This window comes from Micromonospora chalcea, from assembly GCF_002926165.1.
Classification (GTDB): domain Bacteria; phylum Actinomycetota; class Actinomycetes; order Mycobacteriales; family Micromonosporaceae; genus Micromonospora; species Micromonospora chalcea.
In genome coordinates, this window is record NZ_MAGP01000035.1 from 1 (window position 1) to 14,000 (window position 14,000).

At 75.5% G+C, this 14,000-nt stretch carries 15 protein-coding genes; 5 read left to right on the forward strand and 10 right to left on the reverse strand.

Annotated features, from left to right (window positions below):
* From BAW75_RS04545 to BAW75_RS04555, 3 genes are all read right to left on the reverse strand, one after another.
* Positions 1-1,465, reverse strand: a 1,465-nt coding sequence (locus tag BAW75_RS04545) for an ArnT family glycosyltransferase (RefSeq protein WP_146074799.1), incomplete at its 3' end; no start/stop codon positions are given.
* Positions 1,466-1,510: 45 nt separating this feature from the next.
* On the reverse strand, positions 1,511-3,043 hold the full coding sequence (locus tag BAW75_RS04550; protein ID WP_104112751.1) for a sensor histidine kinase: 1,533 nt from the start codon (positions 3,041-3,043) through the stop codon (positions 1,511-1,513).
* On the reverse strand, positions 3,021-3,761 hold the full coding sequence (locus BAW75_RS04555) for a response regulator transcription factor (RefSeq protein ID WP_104112809.1): 741 nt from the start codon (positions 3,759-3,761) through the stop codon (positions 3,021-3,023). The genes BAW75_RS04550 and BAW75_RS04555 overlap by 23 nt, the downstream gene beginning before the upstream one ends.
* Before the next feature lie 142 nt (positions 3,762-3,903).
* Here BAW75_RS04555 and BAW75_RS04560 point away from each other — a divergent pair, with 142 nt between their 5' ends.
* Together BAW75_RS04560 and BAW75_RS04565 are read left to right on the forward strand one after the other, a co-directional pair.
* A complete protein-coding gene (locus BAW75_RS04560; protein WP_104112752.1) occupies positions 3,904-4,797 on the forward strand; it encodes an SDR family oxidoreductase in 894 nt (297 codons plus the stop codon).
* Positions 4,794-5,591, forward strand: a complete 798-nt coding sequence (locus tag BAW75_RS04565) for an alpha/beta fold hydrolase (RefSeq protein WP_064446161.1) — start codon at positions 4,794-4,796, stop codon at positions 5,589-5,591. Before BAW75_RS04560 ends, BAW75_RS04565 begins: the two co-directional genes overlap by 4 nt.
* A 3-nt stretch (positions 5,592-5,594) precedes the next feature.
* Here BAW75_RS04565 and BAW75_RS04570 read toward each other — a convergent pair whose 3' ends face one another.
* Positions 5,595-5,819 (reverse strand): hypothetical protein, encoded by a 225-nt coding sequence (locus tag BAW75_RS04570; RefSeq protein WP_043324550.1) that lies wholly within the window; start codon positions 5,817-5,819, stop codon positions 5,595-5,597.
* A gap of 130 nt (positions 5,820-5,949) precedes the next feature.
* Between BAW75_RS04570 and BAW75_RS04575 the strand changes: the two genes are divergently transcribed.
* Together BAW75_RS04575 and BAW75_RS04580 are read left to right on the forward strand one after the other, a co-directional pair.
* On the forward strand, positions 5,950-6,900 hold the full coding sequence (locus BAW75_RS04575) for a serine/threonine-protein kinase (protein WP_104112753.1): 951 nt from the start codon (positions 5,950-5,952) through the stop codon (positions 6,898-6,900).
* 80 nt (positions 6,901-6,980) lie between these two features.
* On the forward strand, positions 6,981-7,409 hold the full coding sequence (locus BAW75_RS04580) for an OsmC family protein (RefSeq protein ID WP_013285994.1): 429 nt from the start codon (positions 6,981-6,983) through the stop codon (positions 7,407-7,409).
* A gap of 4 nt (positions 7,410-7,413) precedes the next feature.
* Here BAW75_RS04580 and BAW75_RS04585 read toward each other — a convergent pair whose 3' ends face one another.
* A complete protein-coding gene (locus BAW75_RS04585; RefSeq protein ID WP_104112810.1) occupies positions 7,414-8,364 on the reverse strand; it encodes an endonuclease/exonuclease/phosphatase family protein in 951 nt (316 codons plus the stop codon).
* A 352-nt stretch (positions 8,365-8,716) separates the two neighbouring features.
* Between BAW75_RS04585 and BAW75_RS04590 the strand changes: the two genes are divergently transcribed.
* A complete protein-coding gene (locus tag BAW75_RS04590) occupies positions 8,717-9,556 on the forward strand; it encodes a hypothetical protein (RefSeq protein ID WP_208635183.1) in 840 nt (279 codons plus the stop codon).
* 10 nt (positions 9,557-9,566) lie between these two features.
* Here BAW75_RS04590 and BAW75_RS04595 read toward each other — a convergent pair whose 3' ends face one another.
* The 5 genes from BAW75_RS04595 to BAW75_RS04615 all read right to left on the reverse strand — a co-directional run bounded on the left by BAW75_RS04595 (position 9,567) and on the right by BAW75_RS04615 (position 13,915).
* Positions 9,567-10,052: an ATPase gene (locus BAW75_RS04595; protein WP_104112755.1), complete on the reverse strand. Its 486-nt coding sequence runs from the start codon at positions 10,050-10,052 to the stop codon at positions 9,567-9,569.
* 117 nt (positions 10,053-10,169) lie between these two features.
* Positions 10,170-10,616: a response regulator gene (locus BAW75_RS04600; protein ID WP_030504307.1), complete on the reverse strand. Its 447-nt coding sequence runs from the start codon at positions 10,614-10,616 to the stop codon at positions 10,170-10,172.
* A 70-nt stretch (positions 10,617-10,686) separates the two neighbouring features.
* Positions 10,687-11,034: an STAS domain-containing protein gene (locus BAW75_RS04605; RefSeq protein WP_104112756.1), complete on the reverse strand. Its 348-nt coding sequence runs from the start codon at positions 11,032-11,034 to the stop codon at positions 10,687-10,689.
* A 77-nt stretch (positions 11,035-11,111) separates the two neighbouring features.
* Positions 11,112-12,158, reverse strand: coding sequence for a cobalamin B12-binding domain-containing protein (locus BAW75_RS04610; protein ID WP_104112811.1), 1,047 nt, complete (start codon positions 12,156-12,158; stop codon positions 11,112-11,114).
* Positions 12,155-13,915 carry a PP2C family protein-serine/threonine phosphatase gene (locus BAW75_RS04615; RefSeq protein ID WP_104112757.1) on the reverse strand — a complete coding sequence of 587 codons (1,761 nt, stop codon included), beginning with the start codon at positions 13,913-13,915 and terminating at the stop codon, positions 12,155-12,157. Before BAW75_RS04615 ends, BAW75_RS04610 begins: the two co-directional genes overlap by 4 nt.
* Positions 13,916-14,000: the final 85 nt, after the last annotated feature.

Sequence of the window (14,000 nt, forward strand, 5' to 3'; positions counted from 1 at the left end):
GGTTTGCCGGGCCGGTCGAGCGGTGGCTGGTGCCGGTGGTGTCCGTCGCCGGTGCGGCCAGGAGGACGGCTGCGGTCAGGCCCACTGCGAGCACCGTGGGGCGCAGCCAGGGGTACCAGTCGGGGGTGCGGCCGAGCAGGTGCCAGGACCACCAGGCGGTGACCGCCAGCGTGGCGGCCAGGACCAGCGTGGCGGCGAACCCACGCCACCGGGCCGGTGCGGCCGAGCCAGGTGCAGCCGAAGCAACGCCGGCACGGGCCCGCCACAGCGCTGTGACGCCGATGCCGACCAGCGCGCCGACCGCCGGGGCCAGGGCGACCGTGTAGTAGGCGTGGAAGATCCCGGACATGAAGCTGAAGATCAGTCCGGTGACCAGCAGCCAGCCGCCCCAGAGCAGCAGACCGGCCCGCGTCCGGTCGGTACGCGGTGCCCGCCCGGCCAGCCACAGCCCGGCGACCAGCAGGATCAGCGCGGCCGGCAGCAGCCAGGAGATCTGCCCGCCGACCTCGGTGTCGAACATCCGCAGCAGCCCGGTCTGACCGGAGAACGGTCCACCGCCGCCGGGCCGTCCGCCGCCACCGCCGACGCTGCCCACCTCGTCGCCGGTGATCCGGCCCAGGCCGTTGTAGCCGAGCGTCAGCTCCAGGATGCTGTTGTTCTGCGAGCCGCCGACGTACGGGCGGGCGCTCGCCGGCACCAGTTCGACGATCGCCACCCACCAGCCGGCGGAGACCACCACGGCGAGCCCGGCGAGCAGGAGCTGGCGGATCCGCCGTCCGAGGCCGGTCGGCGCGGCCAGCAGGTAGACCCCGGCGAAGACCGGGATCACCAGGAACGCCTGGAGCATCTTGGTGAGGAAGCCGAACCCGACGAGCACGCCGGTCAGCACGATCCACCGGGTGCTCGCCGTCTCGACCGCGCGCACCGTCGCGTACGCGGCGGCGACCAGCAGGAACACCAGCAGCGCGTCCGGGTTGTTGAACCGGAACATCAGCGTCGCCACCGGGGTGAGCGCGAGCACCGTCCCGGCGAGCAGTCCGGCGGCCGGGCCGTACCAGCGGCGGACCGTCGCGTACAGCACGCCGACCGAGGCGACGCCGAGCAGCGCCTGCGGCACCAGGATCGACCAGCTGCTCAAGCCGAAGATCCGCACCGAGAGCGCCATCAGCCAGAGCGAGGCCGGGGTCTTGTCCACCGTGATCGAGTTGGCCGCGTCGGACGAGCCGAAGAAGAACGCGGTCCAGTTCTGCGACCCGGCCTGCACGGCGGCCGAGTAGAAGGCGTTGGCCCAGCCGGAGGCGCCCAGACCCCACAGGTAGAGCAGCGCGGTGGCGACCAGCAGGCCGAGCAGCGCCGGGCGGGCCCAGCGGTCGGCGCGGGTCTCCTCCGGTACGGGCGCGGGGGCCGGCTCGGCGCCGGGTGGACCGGCCGTGGGCGGGGTCGGCAGGCTCTCGGTTCTGTCCATGCCGGCAAGCCTCGGAGCGTCCGCTGGCCCGCTGCCGTGAGTGACCTATGCGTCTGCTGTGGATCCGGGCAGCCAGACCGTGAACGCGGTGTGGCCGGGCCGGCTGACCACGTCGACCCGGCCGTGGTGGGCCTCCACCACGGCGGCGACGATGGCCAGGCCGAGGCCGGTGCTGCCCTGCGCGCGGGAGCGGGAGCTGTCGCCGCGGGCGAACCGCTCGAAGACCTCCGGCTGCAACTGTTCCGGGATGCCCGGTCCGTCGTCGGTGACGCGCAGCTCGACGCCGCCGGCGTCGGGCGCCAGCCGGACCGTGACGGTGGTGCCGGCCGGCGTGTGCACCCGCGCGTTGGCGAGCAGGTTCGCCAGCACCTGGTGCAGCCGGTGGGCGTCGCCGGTGACGGTGAGCGGCTCGTCGGGCAGGTCGAGCTGCCAGCGGTGGTCGGGGCCGGCGACGTGGGCGTCGCTCACCGCGTTCACCGCCGTGGCGGTCAGGTCGACCGGTTCGGCGGCGAGCGGGCGGCCGGAGTCCAGCCGGGCCAGCAGCAGCAGGTCGTCGACGAGGCTCGTCATCCGGGTGCTCTCCGACTCGACGCGGCGTAGCGCGTGCGCCACGTCGGGCGGGACCTCCTGGCGGCCACGGCGGGCCACCTCGGCGTACCCGCGGATGGCCGCGAGGGGGGTGCGCAGCTCGTGGCTGGCGTCGGCGACGAACTGGCGTACCCGGGTCTCGCTGGCCTGCCGGGCGGAGAGCGCGGCGGCGACGTGGCCGAGCATCCGGTTGAGCGCGCCGCCGACCTGCCCGACCTCGGTGCGGGGGTCGGTGTCGGCGGCCGGGACCCGCACCGACAGGGCGACCTCACCGCGATCGAGCGGCAGTTCGGTGACCCGGGCGGCGGTGGCGGCGACCCGGTTGAGCGGGCGCAGCGTGACCCGCACGATGAGCAGACCGAGGGCGCCGGCGATGACCAGGCCGGCGCCGATCACCCCGGCCTGCGCGACGACCATCCACATGACCGTGTCGTCCACCTGGGCCAGCGGGATCGCGAGGACCAGCACGTCGCCGTCGCCGCGCGGCGAGGGCAGCGCGACCGCGCGGTAGTCCCCCCGGTCCCCGACGACGACGGTGCGCGGGCGGTCGCCGACGGGTACGCGGGCCAGCGCGGTCAGGTCGGCGGCGGGCACCTCCTCGCTGCCGCCGCTCTCGGACCGGACCCGGCCGACGGGTTCGGCGGCGCCGGGCACCCGGACCGCGATGGAGCCTGGCGGGAAGCCGCCCGGGGGGTCCGGCGCGACCTCGTCGGAGTCCGGCGGGGTGGGCCGCTGGTCCGGGCGCGGCGGGTCGATGCCGCGGCGGGCCCAGCGTTCGAAGTCGGCGGGCCGCCGGTCGCCGAAGGTGAGCTGGTTGTCGATCTGGTTGATCAGGAAGTGCCGCAGCGCGACTGTGGTCAGGCCGCCGATGCCGAGGCTGACCAGCGCGAGCAGCGCCACCACGGCGAGCACGAGCCGGCGGCGCAGCGACCAGCCGGCCAGGCGGCGGCGCAGCCGGCCGCGGGCGTCACTCGGCGGGCTTGAGGACATAACCCGCCCCGCGCAGCGTGTGGATCATGGGCGCGCGGCCCGCGTCGATCTTCTTGCGCAGGTACGAGATGTACAGCTCGACCACGTTGGCCTGGCCGCCGAAGTCGTAGTTCCAGACCCGGTCGAGGATCTGCGCCTTGCTGAGCACGCGGCGCGGGTTGCGCATCAGGTAGCGCAGCAGCTCGAACTCGGTGGCGGTGAGCGTGATCAGGTCGTCGCCTCGGCGTACCTCGTGGCTGTCCTCGTCGAGGGTGAGGTCGCCGACGGTGAGCACCGCCTCCTGGCGGGCGGCGACCGCGAAGCCGGAGCGGCGCAGCAGCGCACGCAGCCGGGCGATGACCTCCTCCAGGCTGAACGGTTTGGTGACGTAGTCGTCGCCGCCGACGGTGAGCCCGGCGACGCGCTCCTCCACGGCGTCGCGGGCGGTCAGGAACAGCACCGGCACGCTCGGCGACTCCTCGCGCAGGCGGCGCAGCACCTGGAAGCCGTCCAGGTCGGGCAGCATCACGTCGAGCACCACGGCGTCCGGGCGGAACTGGCGGGCGGTGCTGATCGCCGCCATCCCGTTGCCGGCGGTCGCGACCTGCCAGCCCTCGTACCGCAGGGCCATGGCGAGCAGGTCGGTGAGCGTCGGCTCGTCGTCGACCACGAGCACCCGCACCGGCTCGCCGTCCGGTCGGTGCAGCTCGATGCGGCCCTGCGCGGCCTGCCCGTTCATGACCATGCCCCTATCGTGGGCGGACCCGCTGTCGCCGGGCTGTCCCGATCCTGTGTACCAGCTGTGCGCGCCGGCCGACGGGAATCCGGGCAGGTCCGGCCGGGTCTTCCACACCCGGGCTACCCGGTGGTAACTTCACGGCATGTCCATCGACGGTCGTTTTTCCGGCCGGCTGGCCGGCAAGGTGGTGCTGGTGACCGGCGCGGCCCGGGGCATCGGCGAGCACACCGCCCGCCTCGCCGCCGCACGCGGCGCGCGGTTGTCACTGGTCGGGCTGGAACCCGACCGGCTCGCCGCGCTCGCCGCCGAGCTGGGTCCCGGGCACGCCTGGTTCGCCGCCGACGTCACCGACCAGCAGGCGCTGGCCGAGGCGGTCGACGGTACCGTGGCGGCGCTGGGCGTGATCGACGCGGTGGTCGCGAACGCCGGGGTGGCCAACCGCGGCACGATCGCCGTCGGCGACGTCGAGGCGCTGGTGCGTACGGTCGAGGTCAACCTGATCGGGGTGATGCGCACCGCCGCCGCGACCGTGCCGGCGCTCGTCGACCGGGGCGGCTATCTGCTGATCGTGTCCTCGGCCGCGGCGTTCGCCGCGCTGCCCGGCATGGCCGCCTACTGCGCCTCCAAGGCCGGCGTCGAGCAGTTCGGCAACGCGATCCGCCTGGAGCTGGCGCACCGGGGCGTGGCGGTCGGCACCGCCCATCCGTCCTGGGTGGACACCGACCTGGTCCGCGAGGCGCGCGCCGACCTGCCGGCCTTCGAAACGGCGCTGGCGAAGCTGCCGTGGCCGCTGCGGCGTACCACGACGGTGGCCGAGTGCGCCGAGGCGTTCGTCCGGGCGATCGAGCGGCGCAGCCGCCGGGTGTACGTGCCACGCGCCGTGGCCGGCGTGCAGGCCGTACGGTCGGTGCTGGTCAGTCCGCTGGCCGACCGGCTGGTGGGCCGCACCGCCCGGGCCACCGTGCCGCTGATCGAGGAACAGGCCCGCGCGTTGGGGCGGGGCTTCGGCCCCAGCACGCCGCAGGGGCGGCCGTGACCGCGCCGGTGGAGGTCGTCTACGAGCGGCGCGGCGCCGGGCCCACGCTGGTGCTGCTGCACGGCATCGGTCACCACGGCGGCGCCTGGCGGCCGGTGCTGGACCGGCTCGCGCAGGCGCACGACGTGATAGCCGTCGACCTGCCGGGCTTCGGCCGCTCCCCGGTGCCCGCCACCGGGCTGCCCGCCGACATGCCCGGCCTGACCGCGGCCATGGTCGAGCTGTTCGCCGCGTTCGGGCTGGAGCGCCCGCACGTCGCGGGCAACAGCCTCGGCGGGGCGATCGCGCTGGAACTCGCCGCGCTCGGCGCGGTCTCCTCGGCCACCGCGCTGTCCCCGGCCGGGTTCTGCACCGCCCGCGAGCTGCGCTGGGCGCTGACCGTGCTCGCCCTGCACCGCAACGCGGCCCGGCTGCCCGAGCCGGTGCTGCGCCGCCTGTTCGCCGCGCCCGCGCTGCGGATGCTGGCGATGGGCATGATCCTGGCCCGGCCCAACCGGATGACCCTCGACGACGCGGTCGCCGACGCCCGCGCGCTGCGCCAGGCGCGGGCGTTCCGCGCCGTCGCGCGCGCCGGCCGGGGGTACGCCTACGCGGGCGCGCCGACGGTGCCGGTCACCGTGGCGTGGGGCACCCGGGACCGGATCCTGCCCTACCGGCAGGCGGCGCTGGCGCGTACCCGGCTGCCCGCCGCGCGGCACCTGGACCTGCCCGGCTGCGGCCACGTGCCGATGCACGACGATCCGGAGCTGGTCGCCTCGGTCATCCTCGGCACCACCGGCGTCCGCGCGGGCTGAGCCTCACTCGGTCGCGCCGAACGGGAACGTGTGCACGTACCGCATGGTCCAGCCGCCCGCCGCGGCGTGCTCGTCGCGTTCGTAGAGGTGGTCGGCCACCCCCTCGGCCGGCTCCTCGGGATGCCGCAGCACCCACCGGGGCGGTGGCCCGCCGTCCGGCCCCGCGGGCAGATCCCGGGTCAGCTCGTCGGCCGGACCGCCGACGAACCGTACGCGCACCGAAGCCACCGCTGTCCTCCCTGTGTCGACCCCCCGCCGCGAAGCTACCCCGCCGGAATGGAAACCCCCGCCGGTTTGCACAGCTCCGGGGCCGGGTAGCGGGACCGGAGGGCACACCGGACGAGGCGAGGAGTGGGCGATGCGGACGCTGGGCGGGCGGTACGAGCTCGAACAGCGAGCCGGCCTGGGTGGCATGTCGGAGGTCTGGCGGGCGCACGACCGTGTGCTGGACCGGACCGTCGCGGTGAAGCTGATCTCGCCCCGGCTCGACGGCGAGGCCGGCTCGGTGGAGCGGATCCGGGCCGAGGCGCGCTCGGCGGCTCGCCTGGTGCACCCGAACGTCGCGAGCGTGCACGACTTCGGCACCGCCACGCTGCCCGACGGCCGGCCGGCGCCGTACATCGTGATGGAGCTGGCCGAGGGCGAGACGCTCGCCGCGCACCGGTGCGCGGGGCCGCTGGACTGGCGGATCGCGGCGCGGGTCTGCGCCGAGGTGTGCGCCGCGCTCGCGGCCGCGCACGCGCACGGCATCGTGCACCGGGACGTGAAGCCCGCGAACGTGATCCTCACCCCGTGCGGGGTGAAGGTGCTCGACTTCGGTATCGCCACACCGGCCGGCGCGCCGGACCACACTCCGGACGGCGTGGTGGTGGGCACCCCTGCCTATCTGGCGCCGGAGCAGCTCGACCGGCAGCCCGCCACCCCGGCCGCCGACATGTACGCCCTCGGCGTGCTGCTCTACTACTGCCTCACCGGTCACCTGCCGTACGAGGCGGACAGCACCACCCGGCTGCTCGGGCCGGGGGGACGCCGGCCCGAGCCCCGGCCGCTGCCCGACGTTCCCGGGCTGCCGCCCGAGGTGGCCGACCTGTGCCGCAGCTGCCTCGACGCCGACCCGGCGGCCCGGCCGACCAGCCCGATGGCCGCGCTGCTGCTGGCCGAGGCGGTGGACGCCCGGGTGTACGTGCCGATGAGCGCGGTGCTGCCCCGCCAGCGCGCGGAGCAGGTCTCGCCGTGGACCAGCCGGGCGGCCGCCGAGGCCACCGAGGCGATGGCCGTCGACGCCGCGCCGAGCGGCCGGGTCGGCTGAGCGCTCCTACTGCCGACCCGGGCGCGGTTTCGCTGCTCGGGGTCCGGGAACGCGGTCCGGTGAGTGACGGGAGGAACGCGATGCCGGATCCGAGTTCCTGGCTGGCCGAGACGGCCACGGCGACCGCGGCTGGCGGTCACGTACGCACCGACGACGGCGGTCTCTCCTCCGCCCTGGCGTCCCCGCTGGCGCCGCACTGCACCGGCCTGACGCCGGAGCAGCTCCTGGCCGCGGCGTTCGCCTCCTGCCTGCACCACGCGGCGGTGGAGGCGGCCGGGGAGATCACCGACGAGGCGCACACCGTGCAGGTGACCGCGGAGGCGAAACTGGGCCGCGACGACGACGGCCGTTACCGGGCCGACGTGCACGCCGAGATCTCCTCGGCGGGACTGACCCGGGATCAGCTGGCCGACCTGGTCGCGTACGCCGACCGGCTCTGGCCGTTCTCCAGCGGCGACCCGAGCCGGCACCGGCTCACGGTGACCCCGGCGGAGAACGGCCGGCACTGAGCGCTCACCAGCGGAAGCCGGCGGTCACCGCGCGGTGGTCGCTGTCCGGGGTGTGCAGCACCCCGGCAGTGGTGGGGGTGAGTCCCCGGTAGAGGACGTGGTCCGGTCGGGTCACCGGTAGCTCCGCCGGCCAGGTGAAGCCGAATCCCTGCCCGGCCTCGGCCTGAGCGTCGCGCAGCAGCCGGGTCAGCGGGTCGAAGACCCGGTCGGTGGTGGCGGTGTTCAGGTCGCCGAGCACCACCAGCCGCTCCGCCGGGTCGGCGCGTACGGCGTCGGCCAGCGCGGCGACGGTCTGGTCCCGGGTGGCGGTGTGCCCGGCGCGCGCGGAGCCGAGGTGGACGACGTACACGGTCAGGTCGCCCCGGGGGGCGGCCACCACGGCGCGCAGCGCGCGGTCCCAGCCCAGCCCGGTGTCGATGCCGTGCGCCTCCCGGATCGGCCACCGGCTCCACAGCGCGACCGTCGACACCACCGCGCGGTGCGGGTACCGGCCGGCGAGGACCGGCGCCACCCGGTCGCCGTCGGCGACCTCCTGTAGCCCGATCAGGTCCGGCGCGTCATCGGCGAGCGCGCCCACCGTGGCGGCCGGGTCGGGGTTGCCGACACGCAGGTTCTGGCTGGCCACCCGCACCGAGGCGCCGGCCGCGCCGGCCGCCGGGGGCAGCCACGCGCGCCCGTACAGGCCGGCCCAGACCAGCGCCGGCAGCAGCACTGCCAGCAGCGCCGGGCGGGAGCGGCGCAGCAGCGCCGCGAGCGCGAGCACCGGTACGCCGAGGCCGAGCAGCGGAACGGCGCTGTCCAGCAGGCTGCCCAGCCCGTGCACGTTCGGCACCGCCCGATGGCCGGCGAGCAGCGCCGCGAGCAGCCCGGCGCAGGCGATGACGACGAGCCCGCGCCGCCTCCGGCGGCCGGACGGCTCTCCGGGGCCACGCTCGTCGGCCTTCTGCTCGGTCACCGTCGGAATCGTAACGAGCGCCCGGGTCACCGTGCCGGGGCCTCGCCATGATCCACAGCGGTCGCCGCCATCCGGGGCGGTCGATGCTTCCGGTCGGCGGGCCGCCGCGCCGGGCGGGCCGCTCGACCAGCCTGCCCTCCCCCGAACGGTGGAGGGCGGCGCGTGGCCCGGGTTGCTCGTGCTCGCGTCCGCTTTCCCGGCCTTAAACCGACATGAGGCATGTTCCGGGTACGCGAGGTTCGCTTGTTTGGTGATCGGCCGAGTGAATTGTCGGCCGCGAATCCGGCAGATTGTGGCGCATGCCACCAATCACCCCGATGGCAACGGGCCGGAAGCTCTCTAGCCTCGGCGGGTGCCTCCCGACCACCCCTCCCACCAGCCGTTGCCCGCCAACCGCCCGGTTCGCCGAACGATTGACCCGGCATCAGCCGAACGGAGAGTGGGGCGTCACCGCGCCCCGGAGCAGCCCCGGCGCGGCCCGGCCCGCTCCGTACCGGGCCGGATCGCGGTGGCCACCGGCGTCACCTGCTGCCTCGGCCTGATCGGCGTCGCCGCCGTCGGCGAAACCGGCCCCGCGCGGCTGGACGTACGCGAGGCGGTCGCCGACCGGACCGCCGCCGAGCAGCGGGCCTCCCGCGACTTCACCCGCCTCGCGCCACCTGTCGCCGCGGCGCCGGCCCTGCCCGCCCCGGCCGCCACGCCGAGCCCGGCCGCGTCGACGAAGAAGCCGCCGCGCAAGCCCGCCCGCCCGAAGAACCCGCGGCCGGTCGCCGGGCTGGACCAGCGGCAGATGAACAACGCGAAGATCATCGTGGACGTGGGGCGGGGCATGGGCATGCCCCGCCGGGCCCTCGTCGTGGCGGTCGCCACCGCGATGCAGGAGAGCAACCTCTACAACCTGGCCAGCGACGTGCTCCCGGAGTCCTTCGACCACCCGCACCAGGGCAGCGGCTCCGACCACGACTCGGTCGGGCTGTTCCAGCAGCGCCCCAGCAGCGGCTGGGGCACCGTCGCCCAGCTCATGCGACCCTCGTACGCGGCCCGCGCCTTCTACACCGCCCTGCGCGAGGTGCCCGGCTGGGCGGACATGAGCGTCACCGCCGCCGCCCAGGCGGTGCAGGTGTCCGCGTACCCGGTCGCGTACGCCCGGCACGAGGACCGGGCCGCGACGATCGTGGCGGCGCTGACCTGACCCGGGCCGGTCAGGCGGCGCCGCGCCCGGCGCCGGGCCGCACGCCCGCGGCGGCGGTCGGGGTGTCCACCGGCACCCGCTCGCCGCGCGCGCCGGCCAGGATCTCGTCCACCCGGGACTCGCGGCGACGCCGTGCCAGCAGGGCCGCCTCGAACTCGCGGCGGGCCCGCAGAGCGTCGGCGTACGCCTCCTCCCGCAACCGGCGGGCCTCCTCGCGGGCGGCCTCCAGCTCGGCGCGGGCGGTGGCCAGCAGCTCGGCGGCCTCCCGCTCGGCCGGCGACGGGCGGGCCGCCTCCGGGCCCTCGACCGGCGCGCGCCGCCGGTGCAGGAAGTCGCACAGGTGCAGGGCGTCGGACCGGATCTGATCCCACTCCCGGCCGGCCCCGGCGGCGCCCTCCGCCCGCGCCGCCAGCCGCCCCAGCCGCAGGCTCAGCTCGTCGAGGCAGGAATCCACCTGACGCCTGTCGTATCCGGTCTCCACCACCGAGAACCTCATGCGTCGCCCCCCAGGCAGCCGGTGTTCGTCCCCACTGCCGATCCTGCGGGCCGGTCGCTCACGGGCGGGGCCGTTCCCACAAAATGTTCAGGATGCGGAGGCCCGGACTTCCCGCACCTACTGGTGCTTCGGGAGCACGACCACCCGGCCGAAGAACTCGTCGATGCGGCGTACCACGTCGTTGAAGTCGTCCAGGTCGATCGGCTTGGTCACGTACGCGTTGGCCTGCAACGTGTAGCTGCTGACCACGTCGGTGTCGGCGTTGGAGGTGGTCAGCACCACGATCGGGATGGTCCGCAGGCTCTCGTCGCCCTTGACCTCGCCGAGCACCTGCCGCCCGTCCATCCGGGGCATGTTCAGGTCGAGCAGGATCACGTCCGGACGCTGCGCCTCGGCGTGCCGGCCCTCGCGCCGGAGGAACTCCATCGCCTCCTGACCGTCGGCGACCACGTCGATGACCTTGTCGACGTCGGAGTCGGCGAGCGCCTCCTCGATCATCAGGACGTCACCCGGATCGTCGTCCACCACCAGGATGCGAACCGGGCTCGGGCTGCTCTGACCCATCGTCTTACCTGCTTGTCTCGAGGAGGGCGGCCGGCCGCACGGCCGGTTGCTGGCGGGGAAATGTACCGGATCAGGAGGCGGCCGGCGCGGCCGGGTCGACGGTGTCACGGGCGTACCGGAGCACATCGTCCAGCCCGGTCACCTGCAGCACCCGGGCCACCCGGCCGGTCGCCCCGGTCAGGCGCAGCCAGCCGCCGTCGGCGGCGACGAGATTGTCCCCGCGCACGAAGGCGGCGATGCCGGTGGAGTCGCAGAAGGTCAGCTCGGCGAGGTCGAGCAGCAGCTCGCGCTGCCCCTCGGCGATCAGCCGGTCGATCGCCGAGTTCAGCTCGGGGGCCGTGCCCAGGTCGAGCTCACCGGCGAGCCGGAGGCAGACGCCGCCCCCGTCCCGCTGGGCGTACGTGACGGTGAACGTCACTCTGGCCCCCCTCGCTCCCCACCGCAGGCGAACGCTTGCAGTAGTGCAAGTATATGGGACGGCCCATCCGGGTGCCGTCAGCGGCCCGCCGCAGACAGGCCGCCGACCAGAGCCCGGGACCGGTCGAGGAAACCGGCCGCGCGCGGGAAGTCGCGCAACTGCTGTCCATAGTGCTCCAGCGTCAGGCCGACCGCCCCCGCCGGCACCCCGCGGCTGACCAGGATCTCCACCAGCCACTCGACGAACGCGGTGAACAGCGTCCCGTCGTCCACATAGAGCGCGGCGGCCAGGAAGTCCACGATGTAACCGAGGTCGCTGATCGTGGAGTCGAGCTGCGCCGGGGTGTAGCCGGACACCGACGGCACCCGCTCCCGCAGGTCGGCCAGGGCGCTGTCGATCAACTCGCCGCGCCGCTTGACCAGGCTGGCGTACTCGTCGTCGGCCAGGTGGTCCAGCCGGGCCGGCGGCGCCGCACGCAGCGCCCGCTCGTCGGCCACCAGGTCGGCCGCGGCCGGCGCGTCCGGCGCCCACGGCACACCCAGCACACGCGCCCAGCGGCCGTCCTCGCCGAAGCCCCGGCCACCCACCACCACCGGCACGTCAGAGCGGCGGCACGCCTCCACCATCCGGTGGGCGTGCGGCAGCCGCATCGGCAGCGCGCAGGCCAGCGCCACCGCCTCCGCGTCGTAACGGTGCAGGTAGGAGACCAGGTGGGCGGCGGGCACGCTGGCGCCGAGGAAGACGACCTGCCAGCCGCGCAACCGCAGCACCTCGGCCACCAGCCGGGCCGGCAGCGCGTGCCACTCGCCGTCCATGCAGGCCATCACGATCCGTCCCCGCGTCGGCCGGGGATCGGCGTACGCGGCCACCGCCGCCACCACCCGCTCGCTGATGTGCGTGGCGGCGTGCTCCTCGGCGACGCTCCACTCGTTGCGCGCCCACCGTTCGCCCACCTCGGCCTGCGCCGGCGCGACCAGGTCGAGCAGCACCCGCTCGGCGGGCACGCCCGCCTCCAGGAGCCCCAGGGCCACCGCCACGGCGGCGGACTCGTCCGCGTCGGCCAGGCACTCCAGGTAGCGGGCGAAGGCGTGACCCGCATCGACCCCGACAGTCGGCACTGTCACGCGGACCACTCCCTCGTCAGCTCCGCCGCGGCCGGTTCCGGCACCGCGTGCAGGTGCCGGGGCGCCCGCCCGGCCGGGCCGGTCGCCCGCAGCGCCAGCACCGCTATGTCGTCGTGGTCGCCGTGCGCGAGCCAGTCACAGGTCACCTGCTCGACCCGTTCGGCCAGCGCGGGCGCCGGCATCCGGTTGCAGCCGGCCACGGCGTTGAGCAGCCGCTCGGCGCCGAACTGCTCGTCGCCGCGCCGGCCGCCCCGCGCCTCGGTCACGCCGTCGCTGTAGAAGAGGCAGGTCTCCCCCGGCGCCAGGCGCACGGTGACCTCGCCGATGCGGGGATCGGGCACAACGCCGATCAGCATGCCGCGCAACGGCACCACCTCGACGTCACCGGACTCCCGCAGCACCAGCGGGGGCAGGTGCCCGCCACCGGCCAGGGTCAGGGTCTGGCCGCCGTCGCGGTGCGGACGCGCCACGCCGAGGACCATGGTGGCGAACCGGCCCTGCCCGTGTGCCTGGGTGGTCTCCAGCAGCGCGTCGTTGAGCAGCTTCAGCAGCCGCCCGGGCTGGCTCTCGACCCGGTGCAGCGCCTGCAGGCACTGGCGCAGCTGGCCGGTGAAGACGGCCGCCTCCACGCCCTTGCCCGACACGTCACCGAGAAAGAAGACCGACCCGCCGTCGGTGAGCTGGTGCGAACCGTAGAAGTCGCCGCCGATGCGCAGGCCGGCCTGCGCGGGCCGGTACGCGGTGCCCCACTGCACGCCGGTCGCGGGAGCCGGCTCGACCGGCAGCAGGCTGGCCTGCAGCGTGTCGGCGACCTCGGCCTGGTCCAGGTAGAGCAGAGCGGTGGTCAGCGCCGCGCCGGCCCGTGCCGCGAACGCGCGGATCAGGTCCACATCGGCCTCGTCGTACCAGCGGTCGGCGCGGCGGGCCACCAGCAGCGCGCCGGCCGGCGCATCCCGGCCGGGCAGCGGCACCACCCGGGCGACGGCGCCGGAGGTGTCCAGACCGGGCAGCCAACCCGCCTCCGCGGCCTGCTCGACCAGCCAGTCCAGCTCGTGCGGCTCGGCGCCGGACAGGCCGGCCTCGATGGCCACGGGCAGCGCCGGGGCGGGCAGCACGCCGCTGTCCACCACGGGCGCCTGGTCGTCCGCGCGTACCGCCCGCCACCACCGGGACCGGCCGGAGCGGGGGGCGAGCACCAGGACCGCCACGTCGGCCGTCGTCGGCACGGCGAGGCGGACCACGGCCGCGGCCGCCCGGTCGGGGTGCAGCGGATTGCCGAGCTTCTCGCCGACCACGGCGAGGAACGCCGAGCGGGCCCGCTCGGCCAGCAGCGCGTCGGCCCGGCTGACGCTCTCGGTGACGTCCTCGACGTACCAGCAGCGCCGGTGACCGGACAGCGCGACCGGCCGTACGCGCAGCCGTCGCCCATGGTGGGTGAACTCCGCCGGGCCGTCGCCGCGCAGCGCGTCCACGCCCGCCGCGGCGAGCAGCTCGCCGGCGGTCACCTCGGGGACCAGGCGCTCCGCGACGGGGCTCACGTGCCGCACGACACCGTCGGCGTCGCAGACGACAAGGCCCTCCCGGAAGTGCTCGACGACCTCGGACCAGTCCGGGACGGCGGGGCCGCGGTCGGCTGCCAGCGGCGGCAGGGCAGGCGTCGCCGCAGCGGCGGCGGACCACGCCGGGACCCGTGCGGCACTCGGCGTGGAGATCCGTCCGTCGCCCGGGTCGGCACCCCTGACGTCGGCAGCAGTCACCAGCTGAGCCCCACTCTCCTCGTCGGCACCCCCGGGGCGCCGCACGGCGCCTGTGGCCACATCTCTTCGCCCCACACTACGCCGG